Raw genomic sequence first — 14,921 nt, 5'->3', positions numbered from 1 at the left:
TCTTTTCCACCAATTTACTCGCCTTATTATAGACGCTTCTCTCGCTAAAGAAAAGTCCGCTTCATTTCCTTTGCAAAATCTTTAGTCTTGGAGCGATCGATCATGTTGCAATCCGAAAATTAACGCCCACACTCCTAATTGTAACAGACTAAACATCACTACGAATTGAATTTTTTCAACGTGCCAGTTTCCTAATAAGAGTTGTAACGCGTGAAGCGGTTTAAGAATCAATTCGACCGAGTGAATCCGATCGAAGCGGCCACTGTAAACGGCAATTCCTGAAAGAACAGCTAAGCCTAGCAGACTGATGAACCGTTGCGACTTTTGCAATTTGACTGTCGCAAGCAAGTGGAAGACTTGCGCCATCCCAACAAAAACCATAACTAAAATCGGCAGCACTAAGAAAAAATAAGACCACCAATCACTCGCAACTGGTGCAAAAAGACCATGGGCGTGATAAATCCTCAAACTCTCTAAATGAAACAGATCTGTCAATAAATAGGGAACATTCGGGAAAAACAATAACCACAGCGCTGCAAATAGCCAGCGAACCGGCGAAATAAGTTTCATAAACAAACTACCAAAGACTAGCGGTAGCCAAGCTAGAAAAACATTCAAGCCCATAAACGAAAACGTCTCGCGAAATAGACTCATAAATAAAATATAAAGAATCACACCAAAGTGGAACAAATAATTTTTCTTCATCCTTCTCCCTCAATAGAAAGCAACTTTTCTTCCATACAATCAAAATAATATGAGAAAGGCTTTCGCGAACTCCCTCAGCTTTTTGCCAGTTTTTCTGCTTGCTTTATTGAGATTAGAAAAATGGTATGCGTAACGACAATCAGAGTCATTTTTCGTATTTTTGGAAAAATGATTCCCTAATTAGGAGTCAGCTGAGCAATCAGACCAAACTTTTGATAAATGACTGAGAAACACAAAGTTTTAACTTTGATGTTGAACAGTTCCTACTTGGTGCTTCTCAAATTTCGAAATCGTTTTGCTTATTGCCGATAAAGCTAGTTCGTGAAGCCAGACATGGCTAAATCTGCTGTAAAGCGTATTCCTGTGAAAAATTTATACTTACTTTATAAATAATAAAAAGCCGTCGCTATCTCGGTTTCCCTTTGATATGACGGCTTTTATAATTTATGCCAGCTATAGGATTCGAACCTACGACCTACGCGTTACGAGTGNTTCGTGAAGCCAGACATGGCTAAATCTGCTGTAAAGCGTATTCCTGTGAAAAATTTATACTTACTTTATAAATAATAAAAAGCCGTCGCTATCTCGGTTTCCCTTTGATATGACGGCTTTTATAATTTATGCCAGCTATAGGATTCGAACCTACGACCTACGCGTTACGAGTGCGTTGCTCTACCAACTGAGCTAAGCTGGCGTTTCGTACAAAAGGAATTATAAAAAACTTCTAGCAAAAAGTAAAGTAAGATTCCTCTCAAAAAGCGATTACATGAAAAAAAGTTGAAAATATGCTAAAATAGGGCATGTGATACCAATGGATGACCGCTCCACTTTTCATAGTTTAGCAAAATCCTGTGATTAAGTCGAGTCAAAATCCAAGATACTAACAAATCCGACGCAGTTTAAAGTTGAGATTTTCGTTAGTATGAAAAAGGAGGCGTTTAGAACAGATGGCTACATTTGGTAAAATAGAGACGCAAATTGATCCTTCCGAAGCTGGAAAAGATTTTCCAGTTCAGACACATGTGATGTTTACGATTCGCGGACAATCTCAGACTGGAATTGTCACGAAACAATTGAAAAATGCAGCAGTGGTTGAAATTGATGAAAAGCAAGACAACGGAGAGTTGATTAATCATTCCAACGGTGTTGTTGTAATCAATTATAAACAAATGGAAAAAATTTAGTTTTTAAACAAAGAAGGAGTTTGGGCGATGATCGCCCAAACTCCTTCTTTTGTTGCAATCGTCGGGACAAAAGTAGCTAACCACTTCTCCCCCAACCTATTTTAATTTACTTAGTTCCAAATAGGCGGTCGCCTGCGTCGCCTAGTCCAGGAACGATATAGCCTTGTTCATTTAAGTGATCATCTAATGCAGCTGTATAGATATCTACATCTGGATGCGCGTCTTGCAAGGCTTTGACCCCTTCTGGAGCAGCAACTAAACAAACGAATTTCATATTTGAAGCGCCACGTTTTTTCAATGAATCGATCGCCATGATCGCTGAACCACCAGTCGCCAACATTGGATCAACAATAAATAATTGACGGCTGTCGATGTCTTCTGGCATTTTGAAGAAATATTCATTTGGTTCTAACGTTTCTTCATCACGGAACATCCCGATGTGGCCAACTTTGGCAGCGGGAATCAATTCTAAGATGCCGTCTACCATACCAATACCAGCACGTAAAATCGGAACAATCGCAACTTTTTTACCGGATAATGTTTTTTGTGTTGAAACAGTGATTGGCGTCTCGATTTCAACGTCTTCCAATGGCATATCACGAGATACTTCGTACGCCATCAACATCGCGATTTCATTTACCACTTCGCGGAAAACCTTGGTTCCACAATTCTTATCGCGAATAATCGTTAATTTGTGTTGGATCAATGGATGATCAATTACTTGAAACTTGCCCATATTAATTTGCCCCTTACTCATTTTAATATAATTATTTTCATGTTGTCTATCCAGCAACCAGTTTTTCTTGAACTCTAAAAACTACTGCATGTTGAGCGGATATTCTTAGTATGCATTTCATTTATTATATGACAACTGCTTTGAGAAAACTAGTCTAAGCTGGCTTGAATCGGATGAGCATCGGTTAATTCTAAGACCGCCTTGCGTACTTCATCCAGCTTCGCTTCGTCACCCTTTGAGCGTAATGCTTCAACAATCAATTCAGCTACACGTTTGGCATCTTCTTCTTTAAAGCCGCGGCTGGTAATAGCGGCGGTCCCAATCCGAACCCCACTCGTTTCGCGGAAACTTTTTGATTCAAAAGGAATAGAATTTTTATTGACTGTGATGTGAACCTGATCCAATAATTCTTCTGCTTCCCGACCGGTGATATCAAATCCGGTGACTTCCAATAAAATCAGATGATTGTCACTGCCCCCAGATATTACCCGGGTTTCCGGTGTTTGATTGAAGACTTTCACCATCGCTTGAATATTTTTCAAGACTTGTTCGCTGTAAGTTTTGAAATTAGGCGCTAACGCTTCTTTAAAAGCCACAGCTTTGGCTGCGATAACATGTTCCAATGGTCCGCCTTGTAACCCAGGAAAAACCGCGCTGTTGATTTTTTTGGCCATGTCCGGATCATTGGTTAAAATCAAGCCGCCACGAGGCCCACGTAAAGTCTTATGAGTGGTGGAAGTAACAACATCCGCGTAAGGAACTGGGTTAGGATGCAACCCAGTTGCCACCAAACCAGCGATATGTGCCATGTCCACCATTAACTTCGCACCTACTTCATCAGCGATTTCACGGAAACGGGCAAAATCAATGATCCGACTATAGGCACTCGCTCCTGCTACGATTAATTTTGGTTGATGTTTCCGCGCTAAAATACGAACGACTTCATAGTCGATCGTTTCTGTATGAGGATCAACGCCGTAGCTAACAAAATGATACAACTTACCGCTGACATTCACTGGTGAACCATGAGTTAAATGTCCTCCTGCCGATAAATCCATTCCTAAAACTGTATCTCCGGGTTCAATCAATGAAAAATAAGCTGCTTGATTGGCTTGTGAACCAGAATGCGCTTGAACATTCGCGAATTTTGCGTCAAATAATTCCTTTGCGCGATCAATCGCTAAATTTTCTACAACATCGATAAATTCACACCCGCCATAATAACGACGACCAGGGTAGCCTTCCGCATATTTATTGGTCAACACACTGCCTTGCGCCATCCGAACGGCTTCTGAGACGATATTCTCTGAGGCGATCAACTCAATATTTTGCTCTTGCCGCTGCCCCTCATCCTTAATTGCTTCCCATAGTTCGGGATCTAGTGCTTTGTAATCCATCCCAACGCCACCTTTCATTTTTTCTGATTTAAGTATACGAAAGTTTCTAGAGATAATCGAATCTTTTGTTTACTTTTTTACCCACAAATTTTTTTCCATGAATGAAGCGAAAAATTCAAGATTCAATCTAAAACTCTTTATACTTCGAAATATTTCTGTGCAGCAGCCTTTTTCAGACGATTCATATAAGCTAAGCCTAAATGATCTTCCGGAAAGACTTCTGCAAAAATCAAATCAACGGATTCTCCTTCATCCAATGCCCGTAAGCCACTGAATAATCCTCGCGTCGCCGCTTCGATCGAATCATCAGCAAAAACAAAACGTGTCGTTGACGCATATTGTTCAGCAATTTTTGGTGTCGCCAATAGTCCATAGCTTTTATTTTCCGCAACGGCCCACGCTAATGCTTTTGCCCAATCATTAGACTTAACCATTAAGACCGGCGTATCTGGTGAATAGTGTTTATATTTCATACCAGGAGCTTTAGGTGTCTCACTCTCTTTGACTAAATGTTTATCTAATGGGACTTCAATCCCTAGAGTGTCTTCCAGTAGTTCCTTTGTTACCGCTCCTGGACGCAAAATCGTCGGTACCTCGCCACTAAGATCAAGCACCGTTGATTCCACTCCGATCTGGGTCGCTCCATCATCAAGGATGCCAGCGATTCTTCCCTTTAAATCATGATAAACATGAGAAGCAGTAGTTGGACTTGGTTTCCCTGACGTGTTCGCGCTTGGTCCAACGAGAGGATCGCCCGTTTCTTCAATTAAAGTTAATGTTTTTTTATTATCTGGCATCCGAAAGGCCGCTGTGGATAACCCACCGGTCACCACTGGACTCAGACTGCCTTTTTTAATAGGGAAAATCAAGGTCAGTGGTCCTGGCCAGAAAGCTTCAACAATTTTTTCAGTCAACGGATGGTAATTTTCCACAAATTTTTCGGTCATGGAAAAATTCGCGATATGGACGATCAACGGATTATCACTTGGACGCCCCTTAACGGCAAATACTTTTTTAACCGCTTCCGGTAAAAGCGCGTCAGCTCCCAATCCATAGACTGTCTCCGTAGGAAAGGCGATCAATTCTCCCTGACGTAATAATCCCGCCGCTTCTTTTAGTTCCTCTACTTGAAATATTTTTGTTTCCACAGCTTCTCCACAGCTCCCTTTTTTTAACTTTCCTTATTTTAAAACTTTTGCTTGCAAGTTATCCCCGTGTTGTTGATAACTTGTTTGTCAAGTGTGTATAACCATGTGAATAACTTTTTCAAGCTTTTAACACCGTCATCCCAATGTTTTTTTATTACAATTGCTCGTAAAAATAATTTTTTGGCAAATCTCAACGCACCATGATCATGCGGTCATTTCCTGACAGATCTTGATGAATCGTTACCGTTTTATCAGGGTAGGTTCGTTGGAATATTTCTTGGACAGCGAGACCTTGTTGAAAGCCGATCTCCAAAAAAATCATCCCATCTGGTTGCAATAACCCTTGACTCTCCGCAGCGATCTTTTGATAGATTGCCAGCCCATCATTTTCCGCAAAAAGCGCCTGCTTTGGCTCATAAGTTCGCACGCTCTCATCCATCAAATCCCATTCTGTCCTACTGATATAAGGAGGATTGCTAATGATGATGTCCTGCTTTTCTGTAATAGCGCTTAGCACATCACTTTGCAAAAAAGTGATCGGTGCCTGCAAGGTCTCTGCATTTTCTGAAGCGACCTTTAACGCCGCTTCAGATATATCTACCGCCGTGACAGTCCATGCAGGGCGTGCCAGCTTCAAACTAATCGCAATCGCACCAGTACCGGTACCTATGTCCACGACCTTTTTAGCGGATGCATCATTATCGGACAAACTAAGGGCGACTAGTTCTTCAGTCTCAGGTCGGGGGATCAAAGTATCTTGCGTTACTTTGAAGCGATGCTCAAAAAAATATTCGTAGCCTAGCAAATACTGAGGCGGAATATTTTTCATTAGACTCGCCAGATCTTCTTCAATCAGCTGTTCCTCTGCTGTTGAGATTTCTTCCCGCATATGCAGCAGCCAGTCGGTTTTACTCCATTGTTTGCGAGCGAGGAAAAGGTATTCAATAGCATAGCCTTCTTTTCCGGCTGCCTCTAAAAAAGAGGAAGCCCCAGACAGGACTTCCACATACGTTTTACCCATTTTGCAACTCTTCCAGTTTTTGGGTTTGGTCATACATAATTAAAGCGTCAATAATTTCATCAAGTTTACCAGCTAGGATTTGATCCAGTTTTTGGATCGTCAAACCAATGCGGTGATCTGTCACCCGATTTTGCGGAAAGTTGTAGGTCCGGATACGTTCTGAACGATCCCCAGTACCAACCGCTGACTTACGACTTGCGTCATATTCACTTTGAGCTTCTTGTTGAATTTTATCAAACACGCGGGCCCGTAAAATTTTCATCGCCTTTTCACGGTTTTTGATTTGTGAACGTTCGTCCTGCATCGCTACTACGATCCCTGTTGGAATATGAGTCAAACGAACAGCTGATGCCGTCTTGTTGACGTGCTGACCACCAGCACCTGACGCATGATAAATATCTGTCCGAATATCATTATCAGCAATATCGATCTCGACTTCTTCAGCTTCTGGCATTACGACCACTGTCGCAGTTGAAGTGTGGATCCGCCCTTGTGATTCTGTTGAAGGGACCCGTTGAACGCGATGGGCGCCACTTTCGTATTTCAATTTTGAATACACGTTATCACCGGTGATCATCATGATGACTTCTTTATAGCCGCCGATTCCAGTTACATTGGCTTCCATAACTTCCGTCTTCCAGCCTTGCGCTTCCGCATATTTTTGATACATATTGAAAAGATCGCCGGCGAATAATGCCGCTTCATCTCCACCCGCTGCTCCACGAATTTCCATAATGATATTTTTATCATCATTCGGGTCTTTTGGTAATAGCAGAATTTTGATTTCGTCTTCTAAGACTTCTTTTTCTTTTTTCAAATCAGACAGCTCTTCTTTAGCCATCTCCGCCATTTCAGCATCTAAGTTCTCACCTAATAGTTCTTCGGCATCGCTGATACCCTCTACTACTTTTTTGTAGCGGCGGTATGTCGCAACAGTATCTCGAGTATTCGCCTCTTCTTTAGACAGCTGCATAAAGCGCTGGGTATCAGTGATGACTTCCGGGTCACTCAATAATTCGCCAAGCTCTTCATAACGATCTTCGATGGCTTGCAGTTGATCGTACATGGATAAAATTCCTCCTAATTCGTATTAAAGTATTTATTTTTCATACAGTGAAAAATGAATTTGATGCTCATCACGTATATCATTCCGCTAAACTTATTCAATCTGGATACAGTTTAATTCCTTTTTGATTCTTTGTACCACAATTACTGGAAAAAGCGGAACTGACATCCTAATTCGTATTAAAGTATTTATTTTTCATACAGTGAAAAATAAACGCGTTTTTCATTACATATATTCTTTGATTAATCAGTTATTCTTCATTGTGGGGAATCTGCGGATGCAAATAATGTTTGCGACAAACTGGATAGTAGGCTTCATTGCCGCCGATTTGGACTTGATCGCCCTCGTAGACCGGACGTCCGTTGATATAATGCAGGTTCATCGTTGCCTTTTTGTGGCAGAACCAACAAATCGTTTTTAATTCCTCCAACTTGTCCGCGTATAACAATAAATACTTCGAGCCTTCAAACATTTCATTGCGGAAATCATTTTTTAAGCCAAAAGCCATCACGGGGATATCCAATTCATCTACCACACGAGCCAATTCTAAGACATGTTCCTTCAATAAAAATTGCGATTCATCAATCAAAATGCAATAAGGTTTAAAATCAAGCCCTTGAATAAAATCAAAAATTTTTGTATCTGCAAAAATCGGTACAGCTGGGCTGCTTAAACCGATGCGGCTGGAGATTTTGCCTACGCCGTCCCGGGTATCTAAACCGCTAGTCATTAGCACAACGGGTTTGTTTTGTTCTTCATAATTATGGGCAACCTTCAAGATTTCGATGGTCTTCCCACTGTTCATTGCGCCGTATTTAAAAAAAAGCTGGGCCATTTCTTGTCACCTTTCCCTTTTGTTCCTATCGTATTATAGCGGAAAAGCAGATTTTTTTACAGTCATAATTTTCATTGTTTCCATATTCATAAAAAAACAACTGGCTCTTACTTTGGCAAAACAAAGGATTTTCTAATCTGAAATAGGTTATCTTTTAGTGATCTTTCTTACCAATGATATAATTTCAATGGAACTTTATTTTTCTATCATTTATTATTAGGAGGCTTTTTTAATGGAACAACCTAAGAAACGGCGCAGTTTTCCATCCGCTTACACAGTCATCATCATCGTTTTGATTCTGGTGCAAGCACTAACCTTTTTTATTCCTTCCGGTAAGTATAGTACCTTGACGTACGACGGCGGAAAAGATCAATTTATGATTACGGATGCTCATGACAAAACCAAAATGGAACCGGCGACGCAAGCAACTTTGGATAAATATGACATCCATATCAAAGTCGGCAAGTTTCGTGATGGGACGATCTACCGCCCTGCGGCTATTCCGAATTCTTATGAACAAATCGAAAAACCAGCTCGTGGGGTAACTGGAACGATCACTCAATTTTTAAAATCCCAAGTCCAAGGGATCACTGAGAGTGTCGATATCATGATCTTCATCTTGATCCTAGGCGGTGTGATCGGAATCGTCAATGCTACTGGCGCAATGGATGCCGGCATGATGCGGCTTTCGGAAAAACTGAAAGGCAAACAAAAGTGGTTGATCGTGATTGTTACCACGTTGATCGCAATTGGCGGAACGACTTTTGGTCTAGCCGAGGAAACCATTGCCTTTTACCCAATCTTGATCCCAATCTTTTTATTGGCGGGTTACGATACCTTGACGGCTGTCGCCTCAATTTATTTAGGAACAGCCATTGGCACGATGAGTTCGACGATCAACCCTTTTTCAACGGTCATCGCGTCGAATGCTGCGGGAATCAACTTCACTGATGGGATGCCGCTGCGGATCATCATGTGGGTCGCAGCCATTGGTATCTCGATTCTCTACACGATTCGTTATGCAGAAAAAGTTCGTTTGAATCCTGCTGCTTCATTAGTCGCCGATCAAGCGGCGAGCGACCGTGAACGATTTTTAGGTAGCGAGGAACGTAAAACCAGTACCGATTTTACAAAGCGTCAAAAATTTTCACTAATCGTCTTTGCGTTGGGCTTTGTTGTCATGATTTACGGTGTTCAACAATTAGGCTGGTACTTCACCGAGATTGCGGTTGTTTTCTTAGCAGTGACGTACATCTTGGCCTTCGTTTCCGGACTAGGTGAAAAGAAATTTATTGATAGCTTCGTGACTGGGGCGGCTGATCTTTTAGGTGTTGCCTTGATTGTAGGCTTGGCTCGTTCAGTAGGAATCGTAATGGAAAACAGCTTCATCAGCGATACCATTATGAATTTCTTTAGCGGTGCTATTAGCGGAATGAACAATGTTGTCTTCATTTGGTTTATGTTCTTAGTATATGTTATTTTAGGTTTCTTCATTCAATCTTCTTCCGGCTTAGCCGTGCTATCAATGCCAATCATGGCCCCATTGGCCGATGTGGTCGGAATTGATCGTGCAATGATTGTTGATGCTTACAACTGGGGGCAAGGCCTGATTGGTTTGATTGCACCAACGGGATTGATTCTTGTTTCCTTATCGGTAGTGAACATTGGTTTTGATAAATGGATCAAGTTTGTTACCAAACTTTTGATTACGATTATTGTATTAATTCTTGTCCTACTAGCAGCTGGCGTGCTGCTTTCATAACCGCAAACGACCGGAATCCTTGAAGGATTCCGGTCGTTTTTTTATTCTCTAGTCGTAGCCAAATATTTTTGATGCCACTTCGCATCTACTTGTCGGGTCCCGGCCTTAAAGAAAATCGTTTCAGTTCCCGCTTCATTCGCTGTTTGATAATACCATTTTTTCCAACGCAAAAAATCAAGTTGCGCTTGCAGTTCATGAATTTTTTGCTCCAATGCTGCTTCTTGCTCTGTCATAAAGGCATAGCGCTGCGGCAAAGTCGAATCTCCAGCAACGCACCAATCCATAAATTTCGCGATTTCTTTCACCGCGATGCCTGAACGTTTCAAGCAATCGATTACTTCGATATAGCCAAGATCATCTTCGGTAAATTCCCTGCGTCCCGCCGAATTTTTTTTAACGAAAGGCAACAACCCGGCTTTGTCATAGTATCTCAAGGTATCTTGAGAGATACCATAGCGTTCTGAAATTTCTCCGATCAAAAATTTTTTCATTTTTTTTCAACTTCCTTCTTGACCTGGAGTTAACTCCAAGTAGTACAGTAAGTCTATCATAATTTTGAAAGAAGGCAATTTATATGGAAAAATCATTAGTCGTTATTACCGGTGCCAGCTCAGGATTTGGAGCAGAGATCGCCAAAATATTTAATCAAGCGGGTTTCCCTTTGTTATTGTTAGGGCGCCGAGTCGAAAAAATCAAAGCCTTGCCGCTGAATTTTGACAAAGTCATGATCGAAGCGGTTGACGTGACGGATTACTCGGCGTTTGAAGCGAGTATCAAGCAGGCCGAAGCGGTTTATGGTCCAACTGATTTGTTGGTCAACAACGCCGGGGTCATGTTATTAGGCAATGTCCTGACACAATCGCCAACCGAATGGCAAACTATGCTGAATACCAACGTGATGGGTGTTTTAAACGGCATGCAGATCGTACTTCCAAATATGACCGAGCGAAAACATGGGACGATCATTAACATGTCTTCCCTTGCAGGCAAAAAAACCTTTACGAATCATGCCGCTTATGTTGCTTCAAAATTCGGTGTCCACGGACTGAGTGAAACGATCCGCGAAGAGGTTTCCGGCTCAAATGTCCGCGTGTCGTTAGTCGCTCCTGGTGCGGCCGAAACAGAACTGTTGACTCATGTCACGGATCAAAAATCTTTAATTGATTACGGTGCTTGGAAGGACAGCATGGGAGGAATCACTTTAGATCCAGTCCATGTCGCAGAAACGGTCAAATTTATCTACGATATGCCACAAGCTGTCAACATTCGCGAAATCGACATTGCCGCAACAGCACAAGACGCATAAATTTTTCTACTCCTGTCCAAGTGACGGGAGTTTTTTTATTTCTGACAACAGCCAACCTTGCAAATCATTTTTTCGGTAAGCTGTTAGACGAGTTCCCACAGCCTTTCTCAGCGAAGCATGCTATACTATTTTTATTGTTAAAATTTTATTTCTTTCTACAAATTACTTGTTAAGGAGTTCTCCATGAATTTTGAACGACGGATCAGTTTTTTTAAAAAGAACTGGCGTAAACTAAACAATCGGTTTTCTTCAATTCAGATTATCGTTTTTTACTATTTAGCGATGACGATCTTGGCCTTATTTTTATTTAGCTTGCCAATTTTTCGCGAACCAGGGTCTCACGTTTCTTTATTGGATCTAATTTTTATGGCAATCTCAACGGTTTCCGTGACGGGATTGACCACGATTGATATTAATTCCACCTTTAACAACGCTGGCGTGGTCATGCTGGAGGTGCTTTTTCATATTGGTGGCTTAGGGATCATGATGATTACCACTTTCTTCTTTATCGTTTCTAAGCGGCGAATTACCCTTAAACAGCGGCAGTTAATCATGACCGATATGAATCAACCCCGTCTGAGCGGAATCGTCAATCTGATTCGAATCACCTTTTCTATGCTACTAATAATCGAAGTCATCTTTGGCACGCTCTTTTCCATTTATTTCTATTTAAAGGGCTATTACCATCGTATTGGTGAAGCAATCTTTTATGGTTTCTACCAAGCGATTTCAGCGGTGACCAACTCAGGCTTTGACGTGACTGGGGACTCGATCATTCCATTTTCTCACGACGCCTTTTTCATTCTTACGATCATGCTGTTGATTTTCATCGGTGGGATCGGTTTTCCGGTCTTAATGGATTTTCATGGTTGGCTTTACCACAAACGGTCAAAATCAAAAATTCCTTTTCGGTTTAGCTTATTCTCGAAGATCGCCCTACTCGCTTTCTTTGTACTATTTATTGGCGGAACGTTAGCGATTTGGCTTTTAGAAAAAGACCATAGCTTCGCTCAGATGAATCTGTTTGATCAATGGCTGAACTCTTCCTTTTATTCCATGACGACGAGAAACGCCGGCTTGCAGATCCATGATCTGAATATTTTCCAGAATACTACCTTGATTATTTTTTCTTTATTGATGTTCATTGGCTGTTCACCAAGTTCGGTCGGTGGTGGGATTCGTACGACGACTATCGCTATTATCGGCTTATACCTGTATTCCTTCTTAAAAAATGAAAATGACATCAATATTTTTGGACGCAAGATCGCCCAAGAGGATGTGCGAAAATCGGTGGTCGTCTTTATGCTCTCCGCCGGCATGTGTCTCTTTAGTATTCTCTTTCTGACCGCCACCGAAGATCATTCCTTGATCTCGATCATTGTCGAAGTGACTTCCGCTTTCGGAACAACCGGGCTTTCATTAGGCATCACTCACGACTTGTCTAATACAGGAAAAATTATGATTGCGATCTTAATGTTTATCGGACGCGTCGGTATGCTTTATACGTTGATGCTTTTCGTACCAAAAGAAACCCGGGACTTAGGTTATGAATTTCCTGAAGAAAAGATTATTATTGGTTAGAAACTCGATTTTCTACTGGATTTATAGACGGAAAGATTAAGAAAAGGAAAAGCTGTTTAAAATTTTTTTTCAAATATGATAAGATGAATTAAATTTGTTAGAGACATGGAGGATGTGCGATGGGTTTACGAAGTCATCTGGCGATTGCCGCCGGAAAGACCGCGCAATGGGGATTAAAAACTTTCTTTAAAGGTGGATCAAGCTATCCCGGGCAATTAGCTTTAAAGTTAGATCCCAATATTTTAGATACATTAGTGAAAGATTACAAAGTCGTCGTCGTCACTGGAACAAACGGGAAGACATTGACCACGGCCTTGACTGTTAACATTTTAAAACAAGAATTTGATTATGTTTTGACGAACCCAACCGGTGCCAACATGGCCCAAGGAATCGTCTCGACTTTCTTAAATGCCAAAGGCAAGAAAGACGATAAAAAAATTGCCGTTCTTGAAATCGATGAGGCAAGCCTAAGCAAGGTTACGGAATATATCAAACCTGAGCTGTTCTTATTCACCAATATTTTCCGCGACCAAATGGATCGCTACGGTGAAATCTACACTACTTATAAATTAATCGTTGATGGAGCGGCAAAATCACCACAGGCCCCCATCTTGTGTAACGGTGATTCGCCAATCTTTAATTCATTGGAAACCATCAACCCTAGAAAATATTACGGCTTCGATCATTTGCCAGATAAAGAGCAAGACGCTCACTATAATACGGACGGTTTACTTTGTCCAAAATGCCAACATATCTTGAAATATAAAATGATCACTTATGCTAACCTTGGAAAATATTATTGCCCTAACTGCGGCTTCCACCGTCCTGAATTGGATTACAAATTAACTGAAATGAAGGCCATGGACAATCAATCCTCTGAGTTTGTGATTGACGGACAAGAGTATAAGATCGAAGTTGGTGGCATGTATAATGTTTACAACGCATTGGCAGCAACGGCGGTAGCGGAATATTATGGTGTCCCGCAAGAAAAAATCAAACGCGGCTTAGGCTACGATGAAAAAGTTTTTGGGCGGCAAGAAGAGTTTGTAATTGACGGTAAAAAATGTACGTTAGTCTTAGTCAAAAATCCTGTTGGTTTGAACCAAGTGATCGATATGATTGGTTTAGCACCCTATCCTTTTTCATTAGTTTCATTATTGAATGCGAATTACGCCGATGGAATCGACATCAGTTGGATCTGGGACGGCAATCATGAAGCCTTCGCTGAAATGGATGTACCGGCGGTGATTGCAGGTGGCGACCGCCACACCGATATGGCTTTACGTTTCCGGGTTGCAGGTATTCCTGACGACAAGCTGACCGAGACAGAAAGCTTGACGGAAACCATTGAAAAGATCAAACTATTGCCGACGGAACACGTGTATATCTTAGCGACGTACACCGCCGTCTTACAACTACGGAAAGAACTAGCCCAAAAAGGCTACATTGATGGAGGTATGGATCGTGGCTAATTACGAATTGAACTTAGCACATTTATACGGCAATTTACTCAACACTTACGGGGATAACGGAAATCTATTGACCCTGAACTATTATGCAAAACAAATGGGTATCGAGCTAAACTCGGAAATCGTCAGCATTTATCAAGACTTTGATCCTGATAAATATGACATGATCTTTTTCGGCGGCGGTCAAGATTACGAGCAAATGATCGTTTCAAAGGATATCCAAGAAAAAAAAGCTGCACTGAAAGAATACATCGAAAATGATGGCGTCATGCTAGCGATCTGCGGCGGCTACCAATTATTAGGCCATTACTATGTGGGTGCCGACGGTCAAAAAATTGAAGGCATCGGCGCGTTGGATCATTACACATTAAGCCAAGACAATCACCGCTTTATCGGTGACATCGAGATTCATAACCAAGAATTTGGCGAGACTTATTACGGCTTTGAAAACCATAACGGCCGCACCTTCTTAGGGAAAGGCGAGCGTCCGCTTGGTACGATCGTCAAAGGCAATGGCAATAATGGCGAAGATCAAGGCGAAGGCGTCATTTATAAAAACGTCTATGGTTCTTATTTCCACGGACCGATCTTAGCTCGGAATAAATCTTTAGCCATTCGCTTGCTTCACACTGCCTTAAAAAATAAATACGGCGAAGCAGTTGAACTACCGGAAATCGCTTAACAAAAAAGAATCATCCGCAATTTTGCGAA

The 14,921-nt window shown here is 41.5% G+C and carries 14 protein-coding genes and 1 tRNA gene; 6 read left to right on the top strand and 9 right to left on the bottom strand.

What is annotated here, in order from left to right; all coding sequences use genetic code 11:
• Positions 1-81: 81 nt before the first annotated feature.
• A complete protein-coding gene (locus RV00_RS01325; RefSeq protein ID WP_071860802.1) occupies positions 82-705 on the bottom strand; it encodes a DUF1361 domain-containing protein in 624 nt (207 codons plus the stop codon).
• Between the two features lie 621 nt (positions 706-1,326).
• A tRNA-Thr gene (locus tag RV00_RS01320) sits at positions 1,327-1,399 on the bottom strand.
• A gap of 253 nt (positions 1,400-1,652) precedes the next feature.
• On the opposite strand from RV00_RS01320, the gene RV00_RS01315 reads away from it, so the two are divergent.
• Positions 1,653-1,889, top strand: a complete 237-nt coding sequence (locus tag RV00_RS01315) for a hypothetical protein (RefSeq protein WP_071860801.1) — start codon at positions 1,653-1,655, stop codon at positions 1,887-1,889.
• Between the two features lie 106 nt (positions 1,890-1,995).
• Here RV00_RS01315 and upp read toward each other — a convergent pair whose 3' ends face one another.
• The 6 genes from upp to RV00_RS01285 form a co-directional block, all read right to left on the bottom strand.
• Positions 1,996-2,625 (bottom strand): uracil phosphoribosyltransferase, encoded by a 630-nt coding sequence (gene upp / locus RV00_RS01310; RefSeq protein ID WP_071860800.1) that lies wholly within the window; start codon positions 2,623-2,625, stop codon positions 1,996-1,998.
• A gap of 149 nt (positions 2,626-2,774) precedes the next feature.
• Positions 2,775-4,022 (bottom strand): serine hydroxymethyltransferase, encoded by a 1,248-nt coding sequence (gene glyA, locus RV00_RS01305; protein ID WP_071860799.1) that lies wholly within the window; start codon positions 4,020-4,022, stop codon positions 2,775-2,777.
• 137 nt (positions 4,023-4,159) lie between these two features.
• The gene (locus tag RV00_RS01300) at positions 4,160-5,170 is read right to left on the bottom strand and encodes an L-threonylcarbamoyladenylate synthase (protein ID WP_071860798.1); all 1,011 of its coding nucleotides are present in this window, start codon (positions 5,168-5,170) and stop codon (positions 4,160-4,162) included.
• 190 nt (positions 5,171-5,360) lie between these two features.
• Positions 5,361-6,191: a peptide chain release factor N(5)-glutamine methyltransferase gene (gene prmC / locus RV00_RS01295; protein ID WP_071860797.1), complete on the bottom strand. Its 831-nt coding sequence runs from the start codon at positions 6,189-6,191 to the stop codon at positions 5,361-5,363.
• Complete coding sequence (gene prfA, locus RV00_RS01290) at positions 6,184-7,257, bottom strand: peptide chain release factor 1 (RefSeq protein WP_071860796.1); 1,074 nt, start codon at positions 7,255-7,257, stop codon at positions 6,184-6,186. Before prfA ends, prmC begins: the two co-directional genes overlap by 8 nt.
• 250 nt (positions 7,258-7,507) lie before the next feature.
• Complete coding sequence (locus tag RV00_RS01285) at positions 7,508-8,092, bottom strand: thymidine kinase (RefSeq protein WP_071860795.1); 585 nt, start codon at positions 8,090-8,092, stop codon at positions 7,508-7,510.
• Between the two features lie 232 nt (positions 8,093-8,324).
• On the opposite strand from RV00_RS01285, the gene RV00_RS01280 reads away from it, so the two are divergent.
• Positions 8,325-9,854 carry a YfcC family protein gene (locus RV00_RS01280; RefSeq protein WP_071860794.1) on the top strand — a complete coding sequence of 510 codons (1,530 nt, stop codon included), beginning with the start codon at positions 8,325-8,327 and terminating at the stop codon, positions 9,852-9,854.
• Between the two features lie 41 nt (positions 9,855-9,895).
• On the opposite strand, the gene RV00_RS01275 is transcribed toward RV00_RS01280, so the two are convergent.
• Positions 9,896-10,345 carry a MerR family transcriptional regulator gene (locus RV00_RS01275; protein WP_071860793.1) on the bottom strand — a complete coding sequence of 150 codons (450 nt, stop codon included), beginning with the start codon at positions 10,343-10,345 and terminating at the stop codon, positions 9,896-9,898.
• 83 nt (positions 10,346-10,428) lie between these two features.
• Here RV00_RS01275 and RV00_RS01270 point away from each other — a divergent pair, with 83 nt between their 5' ends.
• The 4 genes from RV00_RS01270 to RV00_RS01255 all read left to right on the top strand — a co-directional run bounded on the left by RV00_RS01270 (position 10,429) and on the right by RV00_RS01255 (position 14,892).
• Positions 10,429-11,160 (top strand): SDR family oxidoreductase, encoded by a 732-nt coding sequence (locus RV00_RS01270; protein WP_071860792.1) that lies wholly within the window; start codon positions 10,429-10,431, stop codon positions 11,158-11,160.
• Between the two features lie 183 nt (positions 11,161-11,343).
• Positions 11,344-12,741 carry a TrkH family potassium uptake protein gene (locus tag RV00_RS01265; protein WP_071860791.1) on the top strand — a complete coding sequence of 466 codons (1,398 nt, stop codon included), beginning with the start codon at positions 11,344-11,346 and terminating at the stop codon, positions 12,739-12,741.
• 119 nt (positions 12,742-12,860) lie between these two features.
• The gene (locus tag RV00_RS01260) at positions 12,861-14,213 is read left to right on the top strand and encodes a Mur ligase family protein (RefSeq protein ID WP_071860790.1); all 1,353 of its coding nucleotides are present in this window, start codon (positions 12,861-12,863) and stop codon (positions 14,211-14,213) included.
• On the top strand, positions 14,206-14,892 hold the full coding sequence (locus RV00_RS01255) for a type 1 glutamine amidotransferase (RefSeq protein ID WP_071860789.1): 687 nt from the start codon (positions 14,206-14,208) through the stop codon (positions 14,890-14,892). The genes RV00_RS01260 and RV00_RS01255 overlap by 8 nt, the downstream gene beginning before the upstream one ends.
• Positions 14,893-14,921: the final 29 nt, after the last annotated feature.

This window comes from Enterococcus devriesei (assembly GCF_001885905.1).
GTDB classification, from domain to species: Bacteria; Bacillota; Bacilli; order Lactobacillales; family Enterococcaceae; genus Enterococcus_A; species Enterococcus_A devriesei.
Note: the sequence above shows the minus strand (reverse complement) of the source record. Positions and strands in the feature narration are given on the sequence as shown.